The organism is uncultured Tateyamaria sp., from assembly GCF_947488715.1.
Taxonomy (GTDB): domain Bacteria; phylum Pseudomonadota; class Alphaproteobacteria; order Rhodobacterales; family Rhodobacteraceae; genus Tateyamaria.
In genome coordinates, this window is sequence record NZ_CANLAG010000001.1 from 793,005 (window position 1) to 805,025 (window position 12,021).

Here is a 12,021-nt window from a genome sequence, read left to right on the forward strand (position 1 = left end):
CCGCACGAAGCAAAGGGGAACACATCCCCTTGATCAGGCCGTTGATCGGGGCTGCACCCGGATTATTTCGGTGATAGGCTGATGCACGTTGTATGATCAAAGGATGGATGCCGATGACCCGTTGGATGGCAGTTCTGGCTGTGGCGCTGTTTGCTGCGGCCTGTGACGAAACGCTGACAACAACGTCTGCGCCCACCGGGCCTGCGCCGTCTGGCGGCGACGTGCCGGACCAATTGCGCAGCGGCGACCAGACCGGGCGCGCCTTTGTCGAAGTGGTTGGCCGGGTCGAGCCGGTCGCCGAACGCGAATGCAGGCGGCGGACCAATGGTGTGAACTGCGACTTCAAGATTCTGGTGGATGATCGTCGTGGGCAGCCGCCCAATGCGTTTCAGACCTTGGACGACGACGGCCGCCCGTTGCTGGTCTTCAACCTGGCGCTTTTGAACGAGGCGCGGAACAAGGACGAAATCGCCTTTGTCATGGGGCATGAGGCGGCGCACCACATCCGTGGCCACATTGCGCGCCAGCGCCAGAATGCGGCTGCCGGTGCGGTGGTGTTTGGTGGGCTGGCCTCGATCGCGGGTGGCGATGTCGAATCGGCTCAACGGCTGGGCGCCCAGGTCGGCGCGCGCACCTATTCCAAGGATTTCGAGCTCGAGGCCGATGCGCTGGGTACGGTGATTACGTCGCTGGCGGGCTATGATCCGATTGCGGGGTCCCAGTTCTTTAACCGTATCCCGGACCCAGGCGACCGGTTCCTCGGCACGCACCCGCCCAACGCGCAGCGCATTGAAACAGTGCGGCGCACGGCGGCAGGTCTCTGACCGGCATCATGCCTGCGGTTGTGACCGGCGTACCAAATCCATGAAACAGCTTGGGCTGATCCTGACCGACAAGGGGTCGAAATACGCGGTGTCCGGCTGTGCGGTGACCGACCGTGCGGGCATCGATGCCGCGTTGACGGTGCTGCGGCGCGACAAATCCTACGCCAAGGCGACGCACAACACATGGGGCTGTGACCTGTCTTCGGGTGGGCCTATCAAGGGTGATGACGGCGAAAGCGGCGCAGGCATGGTGATCCTGCGCATGCTGATGCGTGAGGGTCTGCGCGATCACATGGTGGTGGTGACCCGCTGGTACGGTGGCAAACATCTGGGCGGCGATCGGTTTCGCCATGTGCAGACGTGCGTGCGGGCCTATCTGGACGCGCTTTGATCTGGGTCAATGTGCGGGCGTGACGGCATGTCAGGGTGAGGGGGCGCACCCGAACGCGCCACGCCACACAGGATCACGCCCATGTCCACCACTGCCCGTCTGAAACACCACGCCACCCTTGTGGACCGCATGGCCACGGCACGCGGCCTCGACCTGCAAGAGGCTTCCCTGCGCGGCGCGCTGACCCCCGCGGACCAGTCAGAGCTTGTGCTGCGCTGTGCCGGGTGCGTCCGCGCGGATCACTGTGCCGCATGGCTCGACGCTCAGACAGGCACCACACCGGACTACTGCCGCAATGCACAGGCCTTTGACGCGTTGGCCAAGGGCTCAGGCTGACACGCCCACCGCCACAGCAGCAAAGAAACAGACCGACGCTGCCAGGACAAAGCTGTGCCAGATCGCGTTCTGAAACTTCAGCGCCTTCATCGCGTAAAACACCGTGCCAAGGGAATAGAGACCCCCACCCACAACGATCAGCGCAATGGTTGGTCCCGGCAGGTGCTGCCACATCGGCCAGATCAGCAGCACACTCGCCCAACCCAGCGCGAGATACAGCGCCAGCGACCCCTTCGCGTCCGTCGCCCAAAAGCTCATCTTGGCCACGGCACCCGCCAACGCCACAACCCAAACGGCGGCCAGCACCACATAGGCAAAGACCGATCCGATCAGCACGACAAGCGGCGTGTAGGTGCCCGCAATCTTGAGGTAGATGGCCGCGTGATCCATCCGGTGAAAGAACGGGCGCGTCCGGTCCCACGGCAACAGGTGATAGAGCGCCGACGCCACCAGCGACGCGGCCATGAACACCGCATAAACGCTGGTCGCGGCAATCTGCGGCGCACCATGGTGCTGCACCACATGCGTGATCAACAGACCACCCGCCAACAGCGCAAAACTGACACCAATCACATGGACCGACGCATCAGCCAGGGTCTCACGAAGGGAATAGGGATATGACATGGCACCAGCCTGACGGTCATTGCCCGCTCAGTCTAGGGCACAAACCGTCACGAAACCGTTGACGTCGCGCGAAGCCTGCGCATGTGCCAGCGGTAGATCACAGGCGCCAGCACATGGTCATAGGCCTTGGACGCCAGCCAATGCACCCCCGGCACCGACACCAGCCGCGCCAACCAGCGATAGCGCGGCATATCACGCCACAAAACGATGAACGCCGGAATGCCCGAATACATCTGACCGTCCTTCAGGACATAAAGCCGCCGCGCAGCCGCGTCCCGGCTCAGCCCCCAATCGTCCATCTCGGCCGCATTCAAATCTTCGAACCGGATCGGCAGGCCCATCCGGTCACTATACGCGGCATAGTGGTCGATCTCGAAACTGCACACAGGGCAGTTGGCATTGTACAGAACGCGGGTGTCATCAGTCATAACCCAAAGATAATCTCCGCCCGTGCAAGCGCGAAGGGGCAAAGCGCCGCAGCGTCAGCGTGGCTTGTTCCCGTCGATCCAGCGCGACATCAACCCTTTGTCTTTGAAACACTCCGCCGGGATCTCGCGCCGCTTCAGCCGCGCAATCCGTTCCGCAAACTGCACCTGCTTGGCGCTGGGATAGGCGGCAAACCGACCCTCGGGCGCCTTGGGCCGCGCCCGGTCAATCCACGCGGACAACCCCGCCCGATCCGCCAACAGCGCCGCAGGCAATGGCTGCCCCGTCCGGGCCGCCAGCGACCGGGCAAAGGCAATCTGCTTTTCCGTCGCCGGCTGCACATCCAGCGGCAGTGCGGCTTGCACAGGCTCAAACAGACCAGGAAGCGTGGGATGTATGGACATGAGCGTTCTCCTATCGTAGAGAACAAATATAGAACATCTATCTCAAAATGCAACATCCACGCAAAATCGCGGGTTTAAACCAACTTGCCCCACAGGTCGTAATCGCCCGCCTCGTCCACCTCGACCGTGACGATGTCACCGGGCGTCAGATGTGCGAACCCTTCGTCGATGAACAGGTTGCCGTCGATCTCGGGCGCGTCGGCCTTGGTCCGGCAGGTGGCGGCCTCGTCGTCGACCTCGTCCACGATCACCTGGATGCGCTGGCCAACCTTGGCCGCCAGCTTGGCCTCGGAAATGGCCGCAGCCTTCTCCATGAACCGCTCCCACCGCTCCTGCTTGACCTCGGGGGCTACGTGATCGGGCAACGCGTTTGACCGCGCGCCATCGACGTTTTCGTATTGAAAACAGCCCACGCGGTCCAATTGCGCCTCGTCCATCCAATCCAGCAGGGTCTGAAACTCCGCCTCTGTCTCGCCGGGATAGCCAACGATAAAGGTCGAGCGCAGCGTGATATCCGGGCAGATGTCGCGCCATTCAGCGATCCGGTCCAGCGTCCGCTCCGCCGCCGCCGGGCGCGCCATGCGCCGCAACGTGTCGGTGTGCGCATGCTGGAATGGGATGTCGAGATACGGCAGCACCAACCCCTCCGCCATCAGCGGGATCAACTCGCGCACATGCGGATAGGGGTAAACATAATGCAGGCGTACCCAAGCCCCCAAAGACCCAAGGTCACGCGCCAGATCGGTGATATGCGCCCGGTGCCCACGATCCTCGGCATGCTTGATGTCGACGCCGTAAGCCGAGGTGTCCTGCGAAATCACCAGCAACTCGCGCACGCCTGCCTCGACCAGCTTTTCCGCCTCGCGCACCACCGCATGGGCGGGCCGCGACGCAAGTCGCCCGCGCATGTCCGGGATGATGCAGAACTTGCACTTGTGATTGCAGCCTTCGGAAATCTTCAGATAGCTGAAATGCCGGGGCGTCAGCGACACGCCGCTGGCGGGCAATAGGTCAACAAACGGGTCCGGGTCCGGCGGCACGGCGGCATGCACCGCGTCCAGCACCTGTTCGTATTGATGTGGCCCGGTGACGGCCAGCACGCGTGGGTGCGCGCCGGTGATATAGTCGGGCTCGGCCCCCAGACACCCCGTCACGATCACGCGCCCGTTTTCGGCCAGCGCCTCGCCAATGGCGTCGAGGCTCTCTGCCTTGGCACTGTCGAGAAACCCACAGGTGTTCACGATCACCGCATCCGCGCCGCTGTAATCGGGCGACACGCCATACCCTTCGGCGCGCAGCCGGGTCAGGATGCGTTCGCTGTCCACCAGCGCCTTGGGACAGCCAAGGCTGACCATGCCGATGGTCGGCTGTCCGGGGCGGCGCGTGCCGTCCATTTTGGCGGCAGGGGCGAGGTCGGGGCGCAGGTTTGGCGGGTTTGTGCTCATGGTTTGCCTCATATGTGAACTTGAGCGTCGGGAAAAGGCTTGGGGCGTGCCTGTGCGCTGCGTTAAGCTGACGGTAACACGTCATCAGAACGGAGCAGCCCTCGATGAAATGGATTTTACGCCTGATTGGCTTTGTCGTCGTGCTTGTGCTCGTGGCGGTGGTGTCGGTGTTCTTTTTGCCGGCTGACCGGATCGGGGCGTTGGCGGCGGACCAGTTGCGTAAGGCGACGGGGCGCGACGTGACCATCTCGGGCGTGTCGATGACCCTCTGGCCGGTGCTCGGTGTGCGCGCGGACGGGCTTGAGGTTGGAAATGCGGACTGGTCCCGGCAGGGGCCGATGTTGACCGCCGAGAACGCGGCCATCGGCGTGGATGCGATGGCGCTCTTGTCCGGTGAGATCAAGATCAAGAACATCGAGGCGACCCGCCCCACCATCCGCTTGGAAAGCCGTGCGGACGGGCGCGCCAGCTGGGTCTTCACCGATGCCAGCGGGGCCGCCCAGATCGAGACCGAAGTGGCGCCGGACCGCACCCCGCAGGACATCGTGATCGAGCGGATGCAGATCACCGATGCGACCCTGATCTATGACGCCGAGGGTGCGGATCTTGTGTCTTACACAGGTGTGGATCTGTCGCTGGACTGGCCTGTGCGGACCGGTCCCGCAGAGATTGCCGCGACCTTGCGCCCTGCGGGCAGCGACGTGGATGTGACGGCGACGATTGGCGGGTTCAACGCCTTTATCACCGGGGCTGTGCAGCCGGTGGATGCCTCCATCCGGGCGGGGGGCGGCACGCTGACCCTGAACGGTCGCGCCAGCACGGCGGGTGAGGTGGCGGGCAAGCTGTCGCTTGATCTGCCCAGCACGGACGGGTTCCTGACGGCGCTGGGCCTGCCTGCGCCGGGCCTGCCGGACACGTTGGGACGGTCTGTGGACATGACCACCGATCTGACGCTGACGACGGACAGGCGTTTGTCGCTGCGCGATTTGAACGTGGATCTTGGGGGCAATGCGCTGCGTGGGGCGGCAGACATCGGGCTCAATGGGACACCGACGGTGAACGCCCAGCTGAACGCGGGCGCGCTCGATTTGCGCAGTCCTACGTCCAGCGGTGCGTCAGGTGGCGGCGGCGGCGAAGCGGCGGCCCCGGCGGGCAGCGGTTGGCCCCGCGACCCGATCGACGCCAGCGGGTTGTCGGCCTTTAATGGAGAGATCGCACTGACTGCGTCCAGCATAGATCTTGGGCAGTTCAAACTGGGTCAGACCCGCACGTTGCTGCGCAATGAGCGCAGCCGGATGGTGTTCGAGCTGCGCGAGGTTGCGGCTTACGGCGGCACGGTCACGGGCGAGTTTGTGATGAACAACCGCTCTGGTCTGTCGGTGGGTGGCAAGATCAACATGGCCGCGCTGGACATGCAGGCGGTGCTGACGGACGCGGCGGGCATTGACCGGCTGACCGGCAAGGCGAATGGTGAGATGTCGTTTCTGGGTGTGGGTCAGACGGTCGATGCGATCATGAAGTCGCTGTCCGGCAAAGGCGCGATCCGCTTTGGGCAGGGCACGATCCTGGGCATTGATCTGGACCGGCTGATGCGGTCGGGCCAGGTCGGGGGCGGGACAACGGTGTTCGACAGCCTGGGCGCCAGCTGGGACATTGCGGATGGGGTGCTGCGCAATCAGGACCTGTTGTTGAAGCTGAAGAACTACGAGGCGCGGGGCGCGGGGCAGGTTGGGCTGGGGCTTCAGACCATCGACTATACCTTTACCCCGGTGGCGTTGCGCGCAAACGAAGGCAACGGGATTGCGATCCCTGTGCGCATTGTTGGTCCCTGGGCCAGCCCGCGGATCCGACCGGACCTGGAGGCGGCCATTGACCTGAACCTCGACAAGAAGATCGAAGAGGAAAAGGCCAAGCTGGAAGCTAAAGCCAAAGAGAAGGTCCGAGCGAAAGTCGCCGAGGAGTTGGGTGTCGCGGACCAAGGACAGAGTCTGGAGGATGCGGCCAAGCAGAAGCTGGAGGATGAGGTCAAGAAAGGGCTGCGCAGCCTCTTTGACTGATCTGTCCCCGCGGGGACAGGGTGTGCGTTGGGGTCACCCTCTGTTCAGAATTTACAGGGAACCGTTGGGCGTCAGAGGGTTGCGCGCCGTGCGGTTGGGTTACTGGGCGTTAAGGCCGCGCGTGGCACTCTGTGAGCCGAAGGGGCGCGGACGGTGGGTTTGCCGTCGGGCGGCTCTGTTTGCGCGTTGCGCAAAGGCGCCCGCCCGCCGACCCGGAGGGCGCGATTATCCGAAACGTCCGTTTTTCATTCCCAGTTCGAGTTTCAGCTGCACCTTGCCTGCGGCTTCGGCCTTGGTGATCTTGCCGTTCTTGTTCTTGTCCAGCCCCTTGTTCTGGTCATAGGCGCGGGTGCCTTTGGCAAAGAGCACGTGACTGTCCAGTTTGCCCACGGCGCTGGGCAGCAGAACGGCCATGTAGACATCGCTGAGGGCGGGCATGGCGCGACGGCCCACCACGCTTTTGAAATGCGCCTCGACAAAGTCGAGTTGGTCGATGGCAGACATCTGCGCCAGTTTGGCCGTGGTTGTGCCCAGCCCTATGGCGGTTTTGGGCATGAACTGGATCAGCCCTGTGGCCCCGCTGCCTGCGGCATTCTTGACGTCCGGGGTGAACCGTTCGCCGGTCTCGAAGGCCATCACCGCCATCAGGTGATTTGGGTCGCATTTGAGCCGCGCGGCGATGGCGATCACCTTGTCGTTGAAGGCCTGACCGTGTTTGGCGCGGGTGACAGCACCAAAAGCGATTTCCGTTCCGGGGCTGGCTACGGGTGGCACGGCACCGGGAAAGAGGCTGGCATTGTCGCTGGTCCCCGCCCCGGCGGGCGGACCCGAGGGGCCGGTATGGCCGGGACCGCCACGCACGGCGTCATCGAAATCGAAGATGGGCAGGGTCAGTCCGAGTTTGGCCGCCGTGCCGGGGCCAACGATGCCGTCATCGCCGCTGGGGCCAAAGCTGCGGGTCTGGAAGTCGGTCACAGCCACGAATGTACCCGGCCCGAAGTCGCCATCGACCTTGAGGTGCGCGCCTTGCAGGTTCAGCGCCCTTTGCAGGTCCTCGACCAGCGGGCCGAAGGAGCCAAAGCGCAGCAGAACCGTTTTGCCCGCGCAGTGGGTGCGGATCATCATCTGGGCCTCTTCGGCACCAAAGAGGACGTATTGGGTTTCCTTTTGGGTGCCGAGGGCGTCGGTGAAGGGGGCGATGAAATCCTTGTAGGGGCCAAGTTCGGACCCGCGTACACCCTTTCGGAGCGTGCCGGCGACGGTCTGGCATCCGGCGGAGGAGAATTTGGCGTCCGCCGGGTTGCCGTCCACGCCCATGTGGAAGGCGCAGTGGATGTTGTCGCCTGCGATGCGGCCAACCTCCCACCGGTCGTTGAGGTCAAAGTCGGTGTCATCCCCGGTGCGCTGGATGGTGATTGCGCATTCCTGGCGCAGCGCCCAGTGGCCATTTGGTCCTTCGCTGCGTTTGTGCCAACCGCCGACATAGCGGCTGTAACGACCGCGGCCCATCTGGTTGACGCCGACACCGTTGTTGGCGCGTTTCGAGGCGACCACAGCACCGTAGGGCACGGTTGAGCCGGGGAACAGGGCGAGGCCCTTGCCGGGGTGCCAATGGCCCAACGTGCATTTCATCACCTGGTAGTCCACAGGGGTCAGCACGATCTCGTGCCCTGCGGCGAGGGCTGTGCCGGAGAAATCGACCGGGCGGCAGCCGCGCAGGCCAAACACCGTGATGCGGCTGTCGTCGATGGGAAAGAGCGAGCGGCGCCAGAGGCCGATCAGGTGTGCGTCGGTGAGAACCAGCTGGCCCGTGTGCGCGGGTGGCGGTGTGGGGGTGCCGGGTGTTGGGGCAGGTGCGGCGGGCGTCGGTGCGGCCACCACAGGGGCGTCGCGGGTTGTTACGGCGACCGGTGGGGCGGTCACGTCCTCTTCGGCGGTTTGGGCGAATATGTCCTGGATTTGCTGTTTGATGCGCGAGAGGGGGCCGCCAGTCAGGTCATCAAGGTTGGCCTGATGCCCGTCGATGCGGGCGCGGATCTTGGTCACTTCGGTGGCCAGTTGCGCGAGACCGATCAAGGCGGCGTCGATGCGCAGTTCATCGATGTCCTTGGCGATGGCCTCGAGGCGCTGCATTTCGGCGGTGTTGCCTGCGGCCTTGGCGGCGGCCCATGGCGCTTCGAGCGCGCGGCGCATGGTCAGCAGCTGTTGTTTCATCTGGTCCAGGTCCATGACGTTCCTTTCGCGCAGGTGGGTTGGGTCAGTTGCGGGCGGCCTTGAGCGCGCCTGCGAGAATTTCCAGCTCGACGGAGGCGTCGATGAGAGAGGTCAGGTCAGGATTGCCGGCCTGGGTTGCGACGGCCACGACGGCCTGGTCCAGGGCCAGTGCGGATTGGTCGAGCAGGATCACCCAACCGGCCATGAGGGTGCGGAATTCCTGCAGGCGGGTGAGGTTGTCGCCGCTGACGCCGTCGGTGCCGCCGAGCCCGCCCACGGTGGTGCGGGACAGCTGGACGACGTCGAACATTTCGGGCGTGCCCGCGCGCAGGGTTGTCAGGAGCGATTTCATGTCGGGGTGCGCGGCCACGAGTTGCTGGCGAAAGTCGATGCGGTTCTGGGCGCGTTCGAGGACTTCGAGCACGGTGATCGCCTTGGCGATGCCGCCAGAGAGGGTGCTGACAAAGTTCACGTCCACGCCGGTGGCGCCACCGAGGCTGGTGAGGGCCGATTTGAGCGTGGTGTTGGCAGAGCTGAGTTCACCGCGGACGGCGGCGGCGGCTTCGCCTGTGGCAAGGCCGGACAGCGCGTCGTTGTAGTCCTTGAGGGCGGTCAGGCTGGCGCGGATGGCGCCGGTGAGGGGAGGATCGCCGACACGGACGTAGTATTTCGCCTCGTCGGGGTCGAAGGCGCGGATGCCCGGTTTGCGGCTGAACTGTTGGTCGACGAGGGTGCGTTCGGCGCGTCCGACCTCGTCCAGGACCTTTTGCCCCTCGACATATTGGAGTTCAAAGGCCTGCCTGTAGGTGGCAAACTCTGCGGCCCCGAAGGCGCAGGCGCTGAGCACGCTCAGTGCGAGGAAAAGCGGAGCCAGAAATTGTCGCATGTCAAAAACCGTCGAGCAATATTTGTGCGCAAAAGGCGCTGAATTGCTTTCAATCGTACGTTGTTAACAGTTCAAAAACAAGCGGGACGGGAATTTAGAGCTCTTGGTCGTAGGCGCCGACGTCTGGTTCGGTGCGGATAACTGTGTCGAGGGCGGCAAAGATCGCGCGCATTTCGGCATCGGAATTCGGGCTTTCGCAGACCACGACGAGGTTGGGTGTGTTGGACGAGGCGCGCACGAGACCCCATGCGCCGCCCTCGAGGTGGATGCGCGCGCCGTTGACTGTGGTGATGTGGGTGATCGCGCGTCCGGCGAGGTCGGGCAGGGCCTGCAGTTTGGTGACGATGCGGGCCAGCACGTCGTATTTGTCGGCATCCCCACAGAAGGGGGCCATGGTGGGTGTCGCGTAGGTCTTGGGCAGGCTGTCGTGCAGGGCGGACATGGTCTGGGTGAGGGACTGGTCCAGCAGTTTGCACAGTTCGACCGCGACGCGCAGGCCGCAATCATAGCCGCGCCCGATGGGGGTGTTGAGGTAGTAGTGGCCGGATTTCTCGAACCCGGCGAGGGCGCCCAGATCGCGGACCCGGCGTTTCATGTGGCTGTGGCCGGTTTTCCAGTAATCGGCCTGTGCGCCGTGCGCCAACAGCACGGGGTCAGAGGCAAAGAGGCCGGTGGATTTCACATCGGCCACAAAGGTGGCTCCGGGGTGTTTTGTGACCCAGTGGCGCGCGAGCAAGACGCCGACCTTGTCGGAAAAAATCTCGTGCCCGCGATCATCCACGACGCCACAGCGGTCGCCATCCCCGTCAAACCCCACCGCAAAGTCCGCGCCGCTGGTGCGGACGGCGTCGGCCATGTCGTGCAGCATCTCCATCGCTTCGGGGTTGGGGTTGTAGTTGGGAAAGCCGTAGTCGAGGTCGGTGTGGCGGTGGACCACTTCGGCCCCGATCCGTTCCAGCAAGGCGGGGGCAAAGGCACCTGCGGTCCCGTTTCCGGTGGCGCAGACCACCTTGAGCGGGCGCGACAGGCGAAAGTCACCGGCGAGATCGTCCAGATAGGCCTCAGCCACGCCGTCCACGAATTCATAGCGCCCGCGCGGCCGCGCCTCGCCGCGACCGGACAGCACGATGTCGCGCAGCTCGCTCATCTCGGTGGGGCCGTGGGTCAGGGGGCGGTCAAAGCCTATCTTGACCCCGGTCCAGCCGTTTGGATTGTGCGAGGCCGTCACCATCGCGACGGCGGGTGCGTCGAGGTGAAACTGGCTGAAATAGGCCATGGGTGACAGGGCGGGGCCAATATCACGCACGTGGATGCCCGCCTGCATCAACCCCAGCATCAGCGCGTTTTTCACCGACAGGGAATAGTCGCGGTAGTCGTTGCCCACAGCGATCACGGGTTTGATCCCGCGCCGGTGCATCTGGGTGCCAAGACCCAGACCCAGCGCCGTCACGCCGGGCAGGTTGATCTGTTCTGGATATTGCCAGCGGCAGTCATATTCACGAAAGCCCGACGGCGCGATCATGGGGTCGCGCAGGAACGCCCACGTGTTTGGTGTCACTGTGGGATCGGGGCGCGTCATTCAGAGGCGGATCGGGTTGGCCTTGGCCAGCGCGTCGAGCTGCATCAACATCGTCACCAGCGCAGGCATCTGATCGAGATAGATCATGTTGGGGCCATCGCAGGGCGCGGTATCGGGATCCTGATGGGTTTCCATAAAGATCGCGGCCACGCCAATCGCGGCAGCCGCGCGTGCCATCACAGGCGCCAGTTCACGTTGCCCCCCCGACGATCCACCCAGGCCACCGGGCTGTTGCACCGAGTGGGTGGCATCCATCACCACCGGATAGCCCGTCTGCGCCATCTGGGGCAGGGACCGCATGTCGGTCACCAGCGTGTTGTAGCCAAAGGACGCGCCGCGTTCGGTCAGCATGATTTTGTCATTGCCGGTGCTGGCAATTTTCGCGGCGACATTTTCCATGTCCCAGGGGGCGAGAAACTGCCCCTTTTTCACGTTGATAACCGCGCCGGAATTGCCCGCAGCCAGCAGCAGGTCAGTCTGGCGGCACAGGTAGGCAGGGATTTGCAGCACATCCACCGCTTCGGCGGCGGGGGCGCATTGGCTTTCCTTGTGGACATCGGTCAGCACGGGCACGCCGATCTTGCTGCGCAGGTCGGACAGAACGGCCAGCCCCTTGTCCATGCCCAGCCCGCGTGAGGCGTCGGCAGAGGTGCGGTTGGCCTTGTCAAAGGACGATTTGAAAATGTACTGCGCGCCGGCGGCATCGCAGGCTTCTTTCATCACGCCGGCGACCATCTGGGCGTGATCGGCGGATTCCAGTTGGCACGGGCCTGCGATGATGGTCAGCGGGCGGTCATTGCCAACGGTCAGGTCGGCGACGGCGACATGTTTCATT

General features: G+C 64.1%; 12 protein-coding genes. 4 read left to right on the forward strand and 8 right to left on the reverse strand.

Annotated features, from left to right (window positions below):
- The first annotated feature begins 113 nt into the window (after positions 1 to 113).
- The 3 genes from Q0936_RS04025 to Q0936_RS04035 all read left to right on the forward strand — a co-directional run bounded on the left by Q0936_RS04025 (position 114) and on the right by Q0936_RS04035 (position 1,551).
- Complete coding sequence (locus Q0936_RS04025; RefSeq protein WP_299294642.1) at positions 114 to 824, forward strand: M48 family metallopeptidase; 711 nt, start codon at positions 114 to 116, stop codon at positions 822 to 824.
- Positions 825 to 864: 40 nt separating this feature from the next.
- Positions 865 to 1,215 carry a YigZ family protein gene (locus Q0936_RS04030; RefSeq protein ID WP_299138009.1) on the forward strand — a complete coding sequence of 117 codons (351 nt, stop codon included), beginning with the start codon at positions 865 to 867 and terminating at the stop codon, positions 1,213 to 1,215.
- 81 nt (positions 1,216 to 1,296) lie between these two features.
- The gene (locus Q0936_RS04035) at positions 1,297 to 1,551 is read left to right on the forward strand and encodes a DUF6455 family protein (RefSeq protein ID WP_299294644.1); all 255 of its coding nucleotides are present in this window, start codon (positions 1,297 to 1,299) and stop codon (positions 1,549 to 1,551) included.
- Here Q0936_RS04035 and Q0936_RS04040 read toward each other — a convergent pair.
- From Q0936_RS04040 to rimO, 4 genes are all read right to left on the reverse strand, one after another.
- Positions 1,543 to 2,175 carry a hemolysin III family protein gene (locus Q0936_RS04040; protein WP_299294647.1) on the reverse strand — a complete coding sequence of 211 codons (633 nt, stop codon included), beginning with the start codon at positions 2,173 to 2,175 and terminating at the stop codon, positions 1,543 to 1,545. The two genes, Q0936_RS04035 and Q0936_RS04040, sit on opposite strands and share 9 nt — an antisense overlap.
- 47 nt (positions 2,176 to 2,222) lie before the next feature.
- Entirely contained in the window at positions 2,223 to 2,603 is a 381-nt protein-coding gene (locus Q0936_RS04045) for a thiol-disulfide oxidoreductase DCC family protein (protein ID WP_299294649.1), read from the reverse strand.
- Positions 2,604 to 2,657: 54 nt separating this feature from the next.
- The gene (locus tag Q0936_RS04050) at positions 2,658 to 3,005 is read right to left on the reverse strand and encodes a hypothetical protein (protein ID WP_299294651.1); all 348 of its coding nucleotides are present in this window, start codon (positions 3,003 to 3,005) and stop codon (positions 2,658 to 2,660) included.
- A 74-nt stretch (positions 3,006 to 3,079) separates the two neighbouring features.
- A complete protein-coding gene (gene rimO, locus Q0936_RS04055; protein ID WP_299294653.1) occupies positions 3,080 to 4,450 on the reverse strand; it encodes a 30S ribosomal protein S12 methylthiotransferase RimO in 1,371 nt (456 codons plus the stop codon).
- Positions 4,451 to 4,554: 104 nt separating this feature from the next.
- Between rimO and Q0936_RS04060 the strand changes: the two genes are divergently transcribed.
- The gene (locus Q0936_RS04060) at positions 4,555 to 6,507 is read left to right on the forward strand and encodes an AsmA family protein (protein WP_299294655.1); all 1,953 of its coding nucleotides are present in this window, start codon (positions 4,555 to 4,557) and stop codon (positions 6,505 to 6,507) included.
- 225 nt (positions 6,508 to 6,732) lie between these two features.
- Here Q0936_RS04060 and Q0936_RS04065 read toward each other — a convergent pair whose 3' ends face one another.
- The 4 genes from Q0936_RS04065 to kdsA form a co-directional block, all read right to left on the reverse strand.
- Positions 6,733 to 8,721: a peptidoglycan-binding protein gene (locus Q0936_RS04065; protein WP_299377888.1), complete on the reverse strand. Its 1,989-nt coding sequence runs from the start codon at positions 8,719 to 8,721 to the stop codon at positions 6,733 to 6,735.
- Between the two features lie 43 nt (positions 8,722 to 8,764).
- Positions 8,765 to 9,607 carry a hypothetical protein gene (locus Q0936_RS04070; RefSeq protein ID WP_299296233.1) on the reverse strand — a complete coding sequence of 281 codons (843 nt, stop codon included), beginning with the start codon at positions 9,605 to 9,607 and terminating at the stop codon, positions 8,765 to 8,767.
- A 94-nt stretch (positions 9,608 to 9,701) separates the two neighbouring features.
- Entirely contained in the window at positions 9,702 to 11,186 is a 1,485-nt protein-coding gene (locus Q0936_RS04075; RefSeq protein WP_299296235.1) for a phosphomannomutase/phosphoglucomutase, read from the reverse strand.
- Entirely contained in the window at positions 11,187 to 12,020 is an 834-nt protein-coding gene (kdsA, locus tag Q0936_RS04080; protein ID WP_299137987.1) for a 3-deoxy-8-phosphooctulonate synthase, read from the reverse strand.
- Position 12,021 lies beyond the last annotated feature (1 nt).

What these genes read in the sequence shown, in the direction of transcription:
- Q0936_RS04040 (WP_299294647.1), bottom strand. Translation starts at nt 2,175, where the DNA reads ATGTCATATCCCTATTCCCTTCGTGAGACCCTGGCTGATGCGTCGGTC.
- Q0936_RS04065 (WP_299377888.1), bottom strand. Translation starts at nt 8,721, where the DNA reads ATGAAACAACAGCTGCTGACCATGCGCCGCGCGCTCGAAGCGCCATGG.
- Q0936_RS04070 (WP_299296233.1), bottom strand. Translation starts at nt 9,607, where the DNA reads ATGCGACAATTTCTGGCTCCGCTTTTCCTCGCACTGAGCGTGCTCAGC.
- rimO (WP_299294653.1), bottom strand. Translation starts at nt 4,450, where the DNA reads ATGAGCACAAACCCGCCAAACCTGCGCCCCGACCTCGCCCCTGCCGCC.
- Q0936_RS04075 (WP_299296235.1), bottom strand. Translation starts at nt 11,186, where the DNA reads ATGACGCGCCCCGATCCCACAGTGACACCAAACACGTGGGCGTTCCTG.
- Q0936_RS04025 (WP_299294642.1), top strand. Translation starts at nt 114, where the DNA reads ATGACCCGTTGGATGGCAGTTCTGGCTGTGGCGCTGTTTGCTGCGGCC.
- kdsA (WP_299137987.1), bottom strand. Translation starts at nt 12,020, where the DNA reads ATGAAACATGTCGCCGTCGCCGACCTGACCGTTGGCAATGACCGCCCG.
- Q0936_RS04060 (WP_299294655.1), top strand. Translation starts at nt 4,555, where the DNA reads ATGAAATGGATTTTACGCCTGATTGGCTTTGTCGTCGTGCTTGTGCTC.
- Q0936_RS04045 (WP_299294649.1), bottom strand. Translation starts at nt 2,603, where the DNA reads ATGACTGATGACACCCGCGTTCTGTACAATGCCAACTGCCCTGTGTGC.
- Q0936_RS04035 (WP_299294644.1), top strand. Translation starts at nt 1,297, where the DNA reads ATGTCCACCACTGCCCGTCTGAAACACCACGCCACCCTTGTGGACCGC.
- Q0936_RS04050 (WP_299294651.1), bottom strand. Translation starts at nt 3,005, where the DNA reads ATGTCCATACATCCCACGCTTCCTGGTCTGTTTGAGCCTGTGCAAGCC.
- Q0936_RS04030 (WP_299138009.1), top strand. Translation starts at nt 865, where the DNA reads ATGAAACAGCTTGGGCTGATCCTGACCGACAAGGGGTCGAAATACGCG.